The 13,190-nt window shown below is 67.4% G+C and carries 14 protein-coding genes and 2 tRNA genes; 10 read left to right on the forward strand and 6 right to left on the reverse strand.

The features are described 5' to 3' along the window. Positions 1-61: 61 nt before the first annotated feature. A complete protein-coding gene (locus tag DBO33_RS09800) occupies positions 62-709 on the forward strand; it encodes a mycothiol-dependent nitroreductase Rv2466c family protein (RefSeq protein WP_107654748.1) in 648 nt (215 codons plus the stop codon). A 45-nt stretch (positions 710-754) separates the two neighbouring features. Here DBO33_RS09800 and DBO33_RS09805 read toward each other — a convergent pair whose 3' ends face one another. After that, positions 755-1,816, reverse strand: a complete 1,062-nt coding sequence (locus tag DBO33_RS09805) for a M48 family metallopeptidase (protein ID WP_234390760.1) — start codon at positions 1,814-1,816, stop codon at positions 755-757. Positions 1,817-1,976: 160 nt separating this feature from the next. On the opposite strand from DBO33_RS09805, the gene DBO33_RS09810 reads away from it, so the two are divergent. Together DBO33_RS09810 and DBO33_RS09815 are read left to right on the forward strand one after the other, a co-directional pair. Beyond that, entirely contained in the window at positions 1,977-2,450 is a 474-nt protein-coding gene (locus DBO33_RS09810) for a ribose-5-phosphate isomerase (protein WP_107654749.1), read from the forward strand. Positions 2,451-2,457: 7 nt separating this feature from the next. After that, positions 2,458-3,270: an Fpg/Nei family DNA glycosylase gene (locus DBO33_RS09815; RefSeq protein ID WP_107654750.1), complete on the forward strand. Its 813-nt coding sequence runs from the start codon at positions 2,458-2,460 to the stop codon at positions 3,268-3,270. A gap of 83 nt (positions 3,271-3,353) precedes the next feature. Here the strand turns inward: DBO33_RS09815 and DBO33_RS09820 are convergent, their stop codons facing one another. Then, on the reverse strand, positions 3,354-4,304 hold the full coding sequence (locus tag DBO33_RS09820; RefSeq protein WP_107654751.1) for a GGDEF domain-containing protein: 951 nt from the start codon (positions 4,302-4,304) through the stop codon (positions 3,354-3,356). Between the two features lie 911 nt (positions 4,305-5,215). Between DBO33_RS09820 and DBO33_RS09825 the strand changes: the two genes are divergently transcribed. The 4 genes from DBO33_RS09825 to DBO33_RS09840 all read left to right on the forward strand — a co-directional run bounded on the left by DBO33_RS09825 (position 5,216) and on the right by DBO33_RS09840 (position 7,014). Further along, positions 5,216-5,289 (forward strand) — tRNA-Gly (locus tag DBO33_RS09825). A gap of 47 nt (positions 5,290-5,336) precedes the next feature. Next, positions 5,337-5,410, forward strand: a tRNA-Pro gene (locus tag DBO33_RS09830). A gap of 111 nt (positions 5,411-5,521) precedes the next feature. Continuing rightward, the gene (locus DBO33_RS09835; protein WP_107660125.1) at positions 5,522-6,433 is read left to right on the forward strand and encodes an RNA polymerase sigma-70 factor; all 912 of its coding nucleotides are present in this window, start codon (positions 5,522-5,524) and stop codon (positions 6,431-6,433) included. 107 nt (positions 6,434-6,540) lie between these two features. Beyond that, the gene (locus tag DBO33_RS09840; protein ID WP_107654752.1) at positions 6,541-7,014 is read left to right on the forward strand and encodes a flavodoxin family protein; all 474 of its coding nucleotides are present in this window, start codon (positions 6,541-6,543) and stop codon (positions 7,012-7,014) included. A gap of 209 nt (positions 7,015-7,223) precedes the next feature. Here the strand turns inward: DBO33_RS09840 and DBO33_RS09845 are convergent, their stop codons facing one another. Together DBO33_RS09845 and hspQ are read right to left on the reverse strand one after the other, a co-directional pair. Next, a complete protein-coding gene (locus DBO33_RS09845) occupies positions 7,224-7,889 on the reverse strand; it encodes a hypothetical protein (RefSeq protein WP_107654753.1) in 666 nt (221 codons plus the stop codon). 74 nt (positions 7,890-7,963) lie between these two features. Then, complete coding sequence (hspQ, locus tag DBO33_RS09850) at positions 7,964-8,191, reverse strand: heat shock protein HspQ (protein WP_107654754.1); 228 nt, start codon at positions 8,189-8,191, stop codon at positions 7,964-7,966. 309 nt (positions 8,192-8,500) lie between these two features. On the opposite strand from hspQ, the gene DBO33_RS09855 reads away from it, so the two are divergent. After that, entirely contained in the window at positions 8,501-9,271 is a 771-nt protein-coding gene (locus tag DBO33_RS09855) for a trans-aconitate 2-methyltransferase (protein ID WP_107654755.1), read from the forward strand. A gap of 42 nt (positions 9,272-9,313) precedes the next feature. Next, the gene (locus tag DBO33_RS09860; protein ID WP_107654756.1) at positions 9,314-10,747 is read left to right on the forward strand and encodes an MFS transporter; all 1,434 of its coding nucleotides are present in this window, start codon (positions 9,314-9,316) and stop codon (positions 10,745-10,747) included. On the opposite strand, the gene DBO33_RS09865 is transcribed toward DBO33_RS09860, so the two are convergent. Continuing rightward, entirely contained in the window at positions 10,734-11,378 is a 645-nt protein-coding gene (locus DBO33_RS09865; protein ID WP_107654757.1) for a TetR/AcrR family transcriptional regulator, read from the reverse strand. The genes DBO33_RS09860 and DBO33_RS09865 overlap by 14 nt on opposite strands. Positions 11,379-11,446: 68 nt before the next feature. Between DBO33_RS09865 and DBO33_RS09870 the strand changes: the two genes are divergently transcribed. Next, on the forward strand, positions 11,447-11,842 hold the full coding sequence (locus tag DBO33_RS09870; protein ID WP_107654758.1) for a DUF1801 domain-containing protein: 396 nt from the start codon (positions 11,447-11,449) through the stop codon (positions 11,840-11,842). A gap of 4 nt (positions 11,843-11,846) precedes the next feature. On the opposite strand, the gene DBO33_RS09875 is transcribed toward DBO33_RS09870, so the two are convergent. After that, entirely contained in the window at positions 11,847-13,082 is a 1,236-nt protein-coding gene (locus DBO33_RS09875; protein WP_107654759.1) for a serine hydrolase domain-containing protein, read from the reverse strand. Positions 13,083-13,190 lie beyond the last annotated feature (108 nt).

Raw genomic sequence — 13,190 nt, forward strand, 5'->3', positions numbered from 1 at the left:
AGCGAGCGACATCATCGGACACAGCTACCGCCGTCGAAGATCCGATTCGAGAGGACCCGCCGTGAGTGATCAAGGCTCCGCGAAAGACGTTGCCGATTTCTGGTTCGACCCGTTGTGCCCTTGGTGCTGGATCACCTCGCGCTGGATCCTCGAGGTCGAGCAGGTGCGCGACATCGAGGCGCGATTCCACGTGATGAGCCTGGCGGTACTGAACGAGAACCGGGAGGGCCTGCCCGACCAGTACAAAGAACTGCTCGCCTCCGGCTGGGGCCCGGTCCGCGTCGCCATCGCCGCCGCGCAGGAGCACGGCGACAAGGTGCTGTCGCCGCTCTACACCGCGATGGGCACCCGCATCCACAACCGTCGCGCGGAGTACGAGCGGGACTCGCGCAAGGACTCCCTCGCCGCGGTGATCGCCGATTCGCTGGCCGAGGTCGGTCTGCCCGCCGAGCTGGCGAAGGCCGCCGACAGCACCGACTACGACGAGGCGCTGCGCAAGAGCCACCACGAGGGCATGGACAAGGTCGGCACCGATGTGGGCACGCCGACGATCCACATCAACGGCACCGCGTTCTTCGGTCCGGTGCTGTCCCGGATTCCGCGCGGCGAGCAGGCGGGCAAGCTGTGGGACGCCGCGGTGACGCTGGCGGACTACCCGCACTTCTTCGAACTCAAGCGCACCCGCACCGAAGACCCCGAGTTCGACTGAGCGATCGTGCGAGTGCCGCGTACGCGCGGCACTCGCACCTGCTTGCTACGGAACGGGTTTCGGCGGCAGCGCGGGCGCTTGGCCGTAGGAGCTCGGGTATGCCGGAGGCACGGAGCCCGCGGGCGGGGTGGGCCGCAACCACAGCTTGCCGTGCCTGCTCCGGTCGCGCAGCGCCCACATACGCCAGGTCAGCACCGGGTGCGAGGACATGGCGTTGACCATCCAGACGAAGAAACCCTTCTCCAGCGCCGCCCGGTCGGCCATCTCATCGAAGCCGACCAGCTTGTTCAGGTACTTGCCCGCGGCCAGCGTGCTCATCGCGCCGGGCGCGCCGACGTGCCGGTTGCAATAGCCGTGATTGTCGGCGGTGAACTCCTGCGCGCGGATCAGCGAGTTGCCGATGATCGGCAGGAACGGGACCAGGAACATACCCAGCTGACGCCAGTACGAGACGTGGCCCGCCGCGATATGGCCCACCTCGTGGCCGATGATGAAGGCCAGCGCGTCGGGTTCCCGTGCGGCGCCGCCGATCTCGAACAGGTCGCTGTACACCACCACGAAGCGGCGGAACCCGTGCCCGCTGGCGAACGCGTTGATCTGGCCGTTGCCGAGCACCACGTAGGCGTCCGGCGCCTTCGCCATGCCGAATCGCGCGGCCGCCTCGAGCACCATCCGGTGACCTTCGGGGAACTGGGTCGGCGACATCTTCACGCCGTTCACGCGCTGGGTCGAGTAGAGAATGCCGCGGCCGAACCAGATGAGCAGCGGCGCGAACACCAGCAGCAGCACGTACTGATCGACACTGCCGGTCACCAGCAACAGCACCGCGATCGCGTAGGCCACGACGGTCAGCGTGACCACCACGATGAGCATCGGGATCTCCCAGCTGTGCCGGGCTGGCATGCCGAACGGCGACAGTCCACGCGGCTGCTGCTGTGGCGGGATGTTCGGCGGGACCGGTGCACCGGGGTACGGGCCGTAGGTCGGCGGAACGGGGTAGGGCGGCGGCGAGCCGTAAGGCGCGTCCTGCGCCTGCGCCCACCCGGCCGGGGCATACGGGTCGGCGTGCGGGCCCGTCTGAGGGGGCTGGGGTTCGTGCGGCTGCATGGAATGAACTCTATTCAGTTGCTGGGAGCGGGAGCGGAACCTCGGGGTGTTCGCGGACACGCCGGACGTATCTCTCGATTCGCCGTTGCGGTCCACGGTGTTAATCGGGCCGTGTGCCCCTTCGCAACGAGCCGGAGCCGGGCCTGACAGAATGCCTGCCATGCGCGTATACCTCGGTGCCGACCATGCCGGTTTCGAACTCAAGAATCACGTCAAGGATCATCTGGAAAAGGCGGGCCACGAGGTGGTCGACTGCGGCGCCCTCGAATACGACGCGCTCGACGACTACCCGGCCTTCTGCATCGAGGCGGCCCGCCGCACCGTCGCCGACCCGGGCAGCCTCGGGCTGGTCTTCGGCGGCAGCGGCAACGGCGAGCAGATCGCCGCGAACAAGGTGCCCGGCGCCCGCTGCGCCCTGACCTGGAGCGTGGAGACCGCCCAGCTGGCCCGGCAGCACAACAACGCCCAGCTGGCAGGCATCGGCGGCCGCATGCACTCCACCGAGGAGGCGCTGGCCATCGTCGACGCGTTCGTCACCACCCCGTGGTCGGGCGAGGATCGCCACCAGCGGCGCATCGACATCCTGGCCGAGTACGAGAAGTCCGGCGAGGCCCCCGCGGTTCCCGCGTACTGAACCCGCTGTGCCGGAAGGTCATACGCTGCACCGGCTCGCGAGGTTGCATCACCAGCGCCTCGCGGGCGGTGTGGTGCGCGTGTCGAGCCCGCAGGGAAAGTTCGCGGCGGGTGCTGCCCGGGTCGACGGTCACCTGCTGACCCGGGCCGAGGCGTGGGGCAAACATCTACTGCACCACTACGACTCGGGTCTGGTCGTGCACGTGCACCTCGGGTTGTACGGAAAGTTCACCGAATCCGAGCTGCCGATGGGGGAGCCGATCGGGCAGGTGCGGATGCGCATGCTCGGCGCGCCGGACGGACAGCCGGGCTTCGGCACCGATCTGCGCGGGCCCACTGCGTGCGAAGTCCTGCTCGCCCCAGAGGTTTCCGCGCTGACCGACCGGCTCGGACCCGATCCGCTGCGCCGCGGCGCCGACCGCGACCGCGCCTGGCAGCGAATCCACCGCTCGCGCAGGCCGATCGGCGCGTTGCTGATGGATCAGCAGGTGGTGGCCGGTGTCGGCAACGTCTACCGGGCGGAACTGCTGTTCCGGCACCATGTTTCGCCGTACCGGCCGGGTACCGCGTTGTCCGCCGACGAGTGGGACGCGATGTGGGTCGATCTGGTCGCGTTGATGAAGGTGGGCGTGCGGGTCGGCAAGATGGTCGTGGTCCGGCCCGAGGACGACCACGGGGAGCCGTCCTACGCTCCGGACCGGCCGCGCACCTACGTCTATCGCCGCCAGGGCGCGCCGTGCCGGGTATGCGGTACACCGGTCGCGCACGCGGTCATGGAGGACCGGAATCTGTTCTGGTGCCCCACCTGTCAGCCGGACTAGCGGATCCAGGATCGGTTCCGCCGGATGGGCTGTCGCGGTCAGCGGGAATCAGGTGCCTCCGCGCTGTGCGGTGCATCAGTCCCTCAACCGGCGACGGCTTCGTCGATGACCGGCTCGTCGGCCAGCGCGAACCGCCGCCCGCCCGCCGTCTTCGCCGAGTACATCGCGCGGTCGGCCCGGCGCAGCAGATCGCTGAAGTCGCAGGGACTTCCGGGCGGACAGAACGCGGTGCCGACGCTCGCCGAGACCGGCACTGGACCCGCCGTCGACCACACCGGGTCGCGTAGCGCGGACACGATTCGGTGGGCGAGGTCGCCGAGCGTGTTGTGTGGCGGGTTGACGGCGAGCACGAATTCGTCGCCGCCGTACCGGCAGATCACCGTGTCCGGCGGGCACACCTCGCGCAGGCGGTTGGCCAGCTCGACCAGTACCTCGTCGCCGATGGCGTGGCCGTAGCCGTCGTTGATCTGCTTGAACCGGTCCAGGTCGATCAGCAGCAGTCCGACGCCGCGGTTCGGGTCCGTCGCCATCAGTCGCACCCGGTCCTGCAGCAGTGTCCGGTTGGCCAGGTCGGTGAGGGCGTCGTGGGTCGCCTCGTGCCGCAGCCGGTGCTGCAGCGCGGCGATCTCCTGTACACGTAGCGAGACCTTGGCCGAGAGGTTTTGTTCTTGCTGCGCCAGCGCGCGCTCCTGCAGCGCTTGGGCGTAGCTGTCGATGGCCTGGCTGGCGACGAGCGGCCAGCGGGTGGCGACGAGTGAGCCCGGCGCGCCGGAGGGAAAGCCGAGTAGCCAGCGGGAGGCTTGCGCGAGCATGCGTATCCGGTCGAACGGGGCCTCGGCCAGCTTGGACCCGAGCACCCGGGCCTCGGGCACCGGGAAGGGCTCGGACCTGGCCAGCCTGAGCAGGCGTTCGACGATGTCGATCAGTACCGGTTCCAGCTGTTGGGGCGCCGCGCCGGTACCCGGCTCGGCGCACACCGCACGGGCCCAGGCGCGGGCCATCGCGGCGACGGGGGGCTCGATATCGATCGACATCGAACTCACCCGACGCAGGTGGCGTCGGTACCCAGAGGCCCTGTGCTGACACAGGTGCCGACGTCACCCCGATCGTTCGCACTGCTACGCGGTTGAGTCCACCTCGCTCGGCGCACGCTCACCGCCCCCTTTCCAGATACCCCCGTCCGGCAAAAAGGATCCTAGCAAGCCACTCGGCATCAAAATACGCTGTTTTGCAACGTGTTCTCGATGCCTCGCGAATGGCGATCGGGTATGTGATCGCTACAGACGCGTCGGCGTTACACCTGGATTTCGTTCGCTGAGAAGTCGCGCCGTGACACGCTGACGACACGCTGTAGCGGTGCGTCAGGCGGGTCCCCTCGGCCACTCGCGATGCCTCGGCGCCCTGTGGCCGTGCGGTCGGCCTGCCGGGCCGCCCGCCTGGTCGTGGTGCCGAAGTAGCGGTATGAGTAGCCGAGAGTCTGCGGGTCTTCTGCCCACTGGAGGTGTGGAGCCGGTTTTTCCTGCCCACAGCACACCCGGCGGTCGGTCGCACGGCGCAATTTACTGCTAGTGCGATATCGGCGAGTCGTGATGTCCCCAAGGGTGGCATCCTCTCCGCGACCGGTCGGGCGTGACTGCTGGCCACCCCGTGGGCCACGGCTCCCCCCGACAGGAGTCGTCACGCGTCCCATATGCTCCCCGCTTCCCATCCGACACGCCCGAGTTTCCAGGAACAGAAGCCTTTTAATTTCATTTAGTTCTGGGCCGTGCGCCACGCCCTGACCGGGGCGGCTGCCATCCGGCACTTACCGGCGGCACCGCGCCGACAACCGGACACACCCCGCGCTAACCCGCTGCGCGGGGGGCTGATTGGCAATTACGAAGCAGGGTTCGGTACAGTCGGAACGCACACGACATCGTGGCGATCCCATCGATGTCGTATGCCTGCGGGTGTAGTTCAATGGTAGAACCTCAGCCTTCCAAGCTGATGGTGCGGGTTCGATTCCCGTCACCCGCTCCACACAGAATTCAGCCTCGGCGGCGGCCGACACCCGCCGCGAGGAACAACGGGGTGTAGCGCAGCTTGGTAGCGCATCCGCTTTGGGAGCGGAGGGTCGCAGGTTCAAATCCTGTCACCCCGACAGCATTAAACGGCCTCTGACCTGTGCACGAAGGTCAGAGGCTGCGCCGTGGCGGGCTATGCGGGGGTGATGGCTGTGAACCGTGCCCGCACCGGTTCCGACGGCGGCCCGATGAGCGAGCGAACCGAAGACACCAGCGAACCGGACGTGTTCGACCGGTTCCGTCCGCTGCTGTTCACCATCGCCTACGAGATTCTCGGCAGTGCGGCCGACGCCGAAGACGTGTTGCAGGACAGCTATCTTCGCTGGCGCGACGTCGACCCGGACGAGGTTGAACATCCGCGCGCCTACCTGGTGCGGATCGTCACGCGTCAATCGCTCAACCAGTTGCGGTCCGCGCGTCGTCGGCGCGAGGACTATGTGGGCAATTGGCTGCCGGAACCGATCCGGACCGAACACGATGCCAGTCACGATGTGCTGCTGGCGGAATCGGTGTCGATGGCTATGCTGCTGGTGCTGGAAACGTTGAGTCCGACGGAGCGGGCGGTGTTCCTGCTGTCGGAAGTGTTCGGCCACAGTCTGGTCGAGATCGCCGACATGATCGGCAAGTCCGACACCACCGTGCGCCAGATCGCGCACCGGGCCCGGGAACACGTGCAGGCGCGCCGCAAACGGTTCCGACCCGACGCCGACACCAATCGTGCGGTGCTCGATCGGTTCCTGCTTGCCGCGCGCACCGGCGACGTGCAGAACCTGATGGACGTGCTCGCCCCCGATGTCGTGCAGATCTCCGACGGCGGCGGAAAAGCCATTGTCGCCGGCCGCCCGATCACCGGTGCCGCGGCGGTCGCCGGCTTCCTCATCAAGCTTGCCCAGCACAGCATGGCGGGCATGGTCGTCGAGTTCGGCACCTTCAATGCGCTGCCCGCGATCCTGTTCCGGTCCGGAGAAGGTCAGCTCGACACCGTGCTGATGATCGAAATCGCCGGGGACCGCATCACCGGCCTGTACGCGGTGCGCAACCCGGACAAGTTGCGCTCCGCCGACGTGCCGCGCTCGCTCGATCGGCCGCAGGACATCTGAGAGAACCTGCGGCGTGACGGAGACCACAGCCGCCCGGGTGTCACGGTCGCGAATCGGGCGGTGTCTCAGAGCATGTCCGGTTCAACGCAACCTGAAGGAGCGTCGTCATGAAAGCCCTCATCGTGTGCACCTCGGTGTCCCATGGCAACACGAAAAAGATCGCCGACGTCATGGGGGAGGTGCTGCAAGCCCGGGTTGTCGACCCGCAGCACATCGATGCGGCCGAGCTGGCCGGCTACGACCTCGTGGGGTTCGGCTCGGGGATCTTCCTCGGTTCCTTCCACGCCCAGCTGCGGGAGTTCGTCGAGTCGCTCCCGCACGGGCCGCGCAGCACCGCATTCGTCTTCGCCAGCAGTGGTTTCCCGGACGCCGGTATGCAGCGCTTCTCCCGCCCCATGGTCCGCATGCTCGAGCAGAAGGGCTTCGAGGTGGCCGACACCTTCTCGTGCCGCGCGTTCGACACCTATGCACCGTTCAAGCTCGTCGGCGGCATCCGGAAGGGGCGACCCGACGCCACCGATCTTGCGGCCGCGCGTACGTTCGCCGAGGGACTACGAGTCCGGCTCGGCGCAACGCGCTGAAGATCCTGCCGCTTCAGGATGGTGGTGCTTCCAAAGGCCGGATCGTTCTGTCGAACTCGAATGGTGACACCTCGCCATGGCGACCAATTTCGGCGTGCAATGTCCTCCGTCGAAGCGATGGCGTCGAGCAGTGCGAGTCGGATCGGCGTTCAACGGCCAGGTTGCCGGGGCAGAGCGCCGCACGAGCAGCGACCTCGCCGATGCCGGGCTCAGACGAGGGCGGCACGGCCTTGTGCGTACTCGATGAGGCTCTCCGCGTAGGCCGATTCGTCTCGAGCCGCTAGGTACGCCCGCAATTGGACGCACGCGTCCTCCAGGTCCGGCCCTGGCCCGCGATCAGCGAGCAGCACGACGATCGCCTCCCAGACATCGCCCTGCGGATCCGGATCGGCCAGCAACTCGTCCAGATACCGGTCCGGCTCCAATAGTCGTAGCGCGCGCCGCGCATAGGCGTGCACGCGCTTGGGTAGCTCGGCACGAATGGCGTCGATGTCTGCCGCCAGCGCATGCCTGCCCGCCGTCGCCGGGTCGACGCCCAGCGACCACGGCTGGGTCAGCTCCTCCGGTATGCCCTGATCACTGATCAACCCGGGGCCGGTCGCCTGCTCGAGCGGTACGAGCGGGCGACCGAGCTGTGTATTGCGCCAGTTGCGGAATTCCCACCAGGCGGCGGGTGTCGCGTTGAGGGTCAGGCCAAACTTCAGGACTTGCTGTCCTTCGGTCCAGGTACGCAGCACCCGGGTGCGGCTGACCGACGCCACACCGCCGGGCACGACTCGCACCCACATGTCTTCCGAGCCCTGGAAGCCATAGGGCTGCAGCAGCTTCCCTGCCTCGCGCATCAGTCGGCGCAGCGCCGAATCCGGTCCGACCACTTCAGCAGACTAGCGGCACCGACCGACACAAACCGGGCACCAACCATCCCGCTGTGTTTCGCGCGGGTTCGGGGTTATTCGGAATCCAGCTGGGACTCGGATAGGTAGGTCTCTACCGGCTGACCGTTCTCATCCTCGAGCGTCACCCGGTACCACGGGCTGTCACGCACGGAGGGGTTGAGGCTGAGGTCGTTCTCGTCGTGGGCCGGCGAGTACTCCGTGTCGACTGCGACGACGACACCGTGACGTCCGATGGACACGTGGCGGACTCGGTCGCCGACAGCGAATTTGGCTTCCGTCATGATTCACGCACCTTTCCGATACAGGTCACTGTATCTGTCTTGCGTGCAACAACATTGAGGAACGACAGTCGGGGCAGGCGGGGGCGTCGGCGGCTGGGGCACGAAGCCGATCGAGGCGATCGGGTCGGCAACCATCTGTTTGCTGCGCGGCAACGAAGATCAGAGCGGACAGCTGTGCGTAGGTGATGACTACCCGAAAATGACGCATCGAAAACTGGTCGGTTTGCTTCGGGTGGACCGACGCCAGACCGCCGCCTTACAGTACAATCGTACTAAGTACGCTCGTACTGTTTACGAGAAGGGTTTCGTATGTGGGATCCGAAGAAGTACCTCGATTTCGCCGATCACCGTGCCCGCCCGTTCTTCGAGCTGATCAGCCGGATCGACGCCGAAAAGCCGCGTCGTGTAGTGGATTTGGGCTGCGGGCCGGGCAATCTCACCGGCGTGCTCGCCGAACGATGGCCGGACGCGCAACTCGACGCACTCGACTCCTCGCCGGAGATGGTGCAGGAAGCTCAGGAGCGGGGCATCAATGCCCGCGTACTCGACGTGCACGACTGGGCGCCGGACCCCGAGACCGACGTCGTCGTCAGTAATGCTGTCCTGCAATGGGTTCCGGATCACCTGAGCCTGCTCGCGGAATGGCTGCCCGCCCTGCGGTCCGGCGCCTGGTTCGCCATGCAGGTGCCCGGCAATTTCGACGCACCGTCGCACCGGGAGATCCGCGCGCTGGCGACCGAGGCGCGCTGGCAAGCCCAGCTGGCCGAGATCGCGCTGCGCAGCGCCGACGCGGTGTCCACGCCGGCCGATTATGCGACGGCACTGGCCACCGACGACACCATCGTCGACGTCTGGGAAACCACCTACCTGCAACGACTTTCGGGCCCGGATCCCGTGCTGGAGTGGGTCACCGGCACCGCGCTGCGGCCGATTCGCGCCGCGCTGGACGACGAAGACTGGCGCGAGTTCCGAACCGAGCTGGCGGCCCGGCTGCGCATGGCGTATCCGGCGAGGTCCGATGGCACAACGTGGTTCCCGTTCCGCCGGATCTTCGCGGTAGCGCACAAGTCTTCGTCCTGAGGCTGTTGCACTAGGCATACGGTCGACCGTATTGTCTCCACTATGACGGAGTTGAAACCAGCTGTCGGCACCAGTCCGGCCGTCGTGCCGTGGACTGCGGTGTCGGTGGTCATGGTCGGCATGTTCATGGCCATCCTCGACGCGTACATCGTGGTGGTGGCCGGGCCGGCGATCCGCGCGGATCTCGGTGCCACCGAGGGGCAACTCCAGTGGATCCTGGCGGGCTACCAGCTGAGCTACGCGGTCCTGATGATCACCGGTGGCCGCATCGCCGATATGTATGGGCGCAAACGGATCTTCCTGCTCGGCGCGGCCGTGTTCACGCTTTCCTCGATCGTGTGTGCCGCCGCGCCGGACCCTGGCACGTTGATCGCGGCACGGGTCGTACAGGGACTCGGTGCCGCGCTGCTGGTTCCACAGGTCTTCGCGATGATCGCCGTGCTGGTGCCGGAACGCGGCAGGCATCAGGTCTTCGGTGTGCTCGGCGTGGTGATCGGCATGGCCAGCATCGGCGGCCAGCTCATCGGCGGGTTGCTGATCAGCGCGGATCTGTTCGGTGCGCAATGGCGCGCGGTGTTCTGGGTGAACGTGCCGATCGGGGTGGCGATGATCTTGCTCGCCGCGAAACTCGTGCCGGAATCACGCGTGGCGGGGGCACGCAGGCTGGACGTTCCTGGCGTACTCGCATTGAGTACCGCGCTGTTCCTGCTCACCTTCCCGCTCATTCAAGGGCGCGAGGCGGGCTGGCCGTGGTGGACCTGGGCCTGCTTCGCGGCGAGCGCGGCCGCATTCGCCCTGTTCGCCGCGATCGAACGGCGCGTGGCCGACGCCGGTGGCGACCCACTGGTGGATCTGGCACTGTTCGCTCAACGCTCGTTCACGGTGGGCATCGTGCTCGTGCTGTGCGTGTACGCGCTGCTCACGTCTTACTATCTGGCGCTGTCGATTTCGCTCCAGGAGGGCCTCGGCATGTCGGCCCTCGGCGCGGGGCTGATGTACGCGCCCGGTGCGGCGACGTTCTTCGTCCTCGGCATGGTCGCGAGCCGCGTCGTGCCGAAATATGGTCGGCGCGTACTGGAACTCGGGTCGATCTTGATGGTGGTCGGTTATCTGTGCACCGTGGTCGTGCTGCTGTCGAGCTCGGGATTCCCGGTGGCGCTGGTGATCGCGACGATCGTGCTGCAATGCGCCGGTGGCGGTCTGCTCATCACGCCGCTGCTCAACACGGTGCTGTCCGGGGTCGGCCCGGCGGCCGTCGGCACGGCGTCGGGAGCGCTGTCGACTGCCCAGCAGATCGGTGGCGCGCTGGGCGTCGCGGTGATCGGCGCGGTCTTCTTCGCCGCGTTCCAGCCCGGCGCGGACACCGGCGTCGCGGTGGCGGGGCACGCCTTCCTGATGTCGTCGATCGCGAACTTCGCTGTCGCCATTGTTATTTCGGTGCTGGTACGGCAACTACCTGCGGTCAGGGCGAAGTGAGGAAGCCCTCGACGATGCGCCAGGCCCGGCTCATGGCGTCCTGCTCGCCCACGCGAAGCGCGGTGTTGGTGGCGCACAGCACCGCATCGATCTGATAGGCGGCGAGTTCCGGATCGACCTCGGCGATGTCGCCCGCGCGCACCGCCTCGCGCAACTCCCGCTCGAGGATGTGCACCCACGCCCGCCGATCCCGCAGGAGCGCGTCGCGCAACGGCCCCGGCCTGCTGTCCTGCTCCGGCATGTTCGCCACCCAGAAGCAGCCGCCCGCGAACAGGGGAGTCTCGGCGTAAGCGAGCCAGCTCTCGATCAGCGCCCGCAGCCGGGCGAGGCCGTGCGGGGTGGACCTGGTCGGTTCGATCACCTCGTCGACGAACAGGTCACGCGCGTAGTCGATGGCGGCCAGCTGCAAGGCTTCCTTGGTCTTGAACAGCGTCTGGATGCCCGCTTTGCTCAGTCCGGAGTCCGTGGCGAGCCTGCCGAAGCTCAAACCCGCCAGCCCGTCGAGCGAGGCGATGTCCACCGCGTGCCGCAGCACGGTCTGCCGCGTCTTCGCGCCGCGGAGCAGGCGCTTGTCGGTGATCTCGGCCGGTTCGCGCCGAGTGAGGACTGCGGAGTCGGGGCCACTTTCCATACGGTCGATCGTACTCAGGCTGGCGAGAAACGGTCATCGGACCACCGAATCTGTGCTTGGATCGGCCCATGTCCTACGCGGTCGACCCGCGCGTCGACACCTATATCGACGCGCTGCCCAGCTGGCAGCAAACGATCTGCCGGGAGGTGCGCGAGCTGGTGCACGCCGCCGATCCGGACGTCGTCGAGACCATCAAGCGCACCGTGCAGCCGTACTTCGTGCTCGACGGCAATATCTGCGCCCTGCTCGCGGCGAAGACCCACGTCAATATCTTCCTCTACGACGGAGCCATCGTTGCCGACCCCGACGGCATCATCACCGCGGGCCACGACAACAAGACCGCCCGGACCGTCGCCGTGCGCGAGGGCGAAAAGGTCCCTGCCGCACCGCTGCTCGCGATGTTCCGGCAGATCATCGCCAACAATCGCGCGGGCGGCTGGCGCAAGTTGAAACGCGAGAGCTGACCGCTCAGCCGACCGCGACGTCGAGGGTATCCGGCAGTCCGCTGGTGTCTTTCACGCCTCGGGCGGCGCGCTGGGAGAGCGCGGCGAGCACCGGCAGCCGCGCATCACCCAGCGACATGGCGTGATTGCCGAGATGATTGGTGACGAAGGCGACCGAAAGCCCGAGCCCGGGCATGGCGATGCCGCCGGATCCGCCGATACCGAAGTGTCCCAACGCTTGCCGGGTCAGCCTGGTGCCGACGATGCCACGGTGATACCCGAGCGCGAAATGTGGTGCGGCGCCGAGCACATAGTCGAACCGCCCGTTCGGTGGCATCTGCGCGATCAGCCGGGTGGTCTCCGGCCGCAGCAGGCGCCGATGGCCGATCATGCCGTCGTTGGCGATCGCGCCGTACATCTTGCCCAGCGCCCGAGCCGTGAAAACCCCGTTCCAGCCGGGCATCATCGCATCGTAGGGCTGGTCGCCGAGCGTCATGTCCGCCCAGCCGTCGTACACCGCGCCGCGCGCCGAGTGCACCGCCCGCATAGCGGCGAACGGCGCGATCATCCGGTCGAACGGCACGCGCGCGATGCCGAGGCGCGGTGACAGCTTGGCTAGTCGATGCCGCTGGTGCTGCGGGACGCCGAAGTAGAAGTCGTTGTCGCCCAGGGGTTCCGCCAGCTCGGCTCGGACCAGCTCGGGGAATGCGCGCCCGGTGGCCCGCTGTGCGATCTCCGCGACGATCGTGCCGAAGGTGAGTCCGTGGTACCCGGATGCGCGCAGCCGCAGCGGATCCGGCGCGGAGGCGGCGATGGCGGCGGCCATGGCGTCGTGGTCGAGCAGATCCGCCGGATCGTCGAGCAGGCCGCGGGTGCGCTGTAGCCCGGCGCGATGGTTCAGCACATCGCGAACAGTGATGGTGTCCTTGCCATTTGCCGCGAACTCCGGCCAGTACGCCGCCACGGGTGCGTTGAATTCGAGCACGCCGCGTTCGGCCAGCCGGTGTGCGATGGTGGCCGCGACGCCCTTGCCGGTCGAGTACGACAGCGCGATCGTATCGGTGCGCCACCGCCGGTCCCGGTCCGCCCAGCCCGCCCAGATGTCCAGCACGGGTTCGCCATGCAGGTAGACCGAGAGGGCGCCACCGCCCTGTCGCTTGCGCCGGAACATCGCGAAGAACTTCGCGGCCACGGCGGTGAAGCGGTCGTCGATGAGCATGTGCCCGGTGCTGGGCGTGCTGTCCGAACTCGCCAACGGCATGAGACTCCCTTGTCCAGTACGCCTGCGAAGCCGCCGCGGTAACAGTTGCAAGCAGCTTGCTAACACCCACGGTAACGTGTGTCAGTTACCGCGTGCAATGGGTCTGGG

It is taken from the genome of Nocardia suismassiliense, assembly GCF_900269665.1.
GTDB classification, from domain to species: Bacteria; Actinomycetota; Actinomycetes; order Mycobacteriales; family Mycobacteriaceae; genus Nocardia; species Nocardia suismassiliense.

Coding starts and splice junctions, on each gene's coding strand:
- DBO33_RS09805 (WP_234390760.1), bottom strand. CDS start 1,816: ATGCAGCCGCACGAACCCCAGCCCCCTCAGACGGGCCCGCACGCCGAC.
- DBO33_RS09810 (WP_107654749.1), top strand. CDS start 1,977: ATGCGCGTATACCTCGGTGCCGACCATGCCGGTTTCGAACTCAAGAAT.
- DBO33_RS09820 (WP_107654751.1), bottom strand. CDS start 4,304: ATGTCGATCGATATCGAGCCCCCCGTCGCCGCGATGGCCCGCGCCTGG.
- DBO33_RS09835 (WP_107660125.1), top strand. CDS start 5,522: ATGAGCGAGCGAACCGAAGACACCAGCGAACCGGACGTGTTCGACCGG.
- DBO33_RS09840 (WP_107654752.1), top strand. CDS start 6,541: ATGAAAGCCCTCATCGTGTGCACCTCGGTGTCCCATGGCAACACGAAA.
- hspQ (WP_107654754.1), bottom strand. CDS start 8,191: ATGACGGAAGCCAAATTCGCTGTCGGCGACCGAGTCCGCCACGTGTCC.
- DBO33_RS09855 (WP_107654755.1), top strand. CDS start 8,501: ATGTGGGATCCGAAGAAGTACCTCGATTTCGCCGATCACCGTGCCCGC.
- DBO33_RS09860 (WP_107654756.1), top strand. CDS start 9,314: ATGACGGAGTTGAAACCAGCTGTCGGCACCAGTCCGGCCGTCGTGCCG.
- DBO33_RS09865 (WP_107654757.1), bottom strand. CDS start 11,378: ATGGAAAGTGGCCCCGACTCCGCAGTCCTCACTCGGCGCGAACCGGCC.
- DBO33_RS09870 (WP_107654758.1), top strand. CDS start 11,447: ATGTCCTACGCGGTCGACCCGCGCGTCGACACCTATATCGACGCGCTG.
- DBO33_RS09875 (WP_107654759.1), bottom strand. CDS start 13,082: ATGCCGTTGGCGAGTTCGGACAGCACGCCCAGCACCGGGCACATGCTC.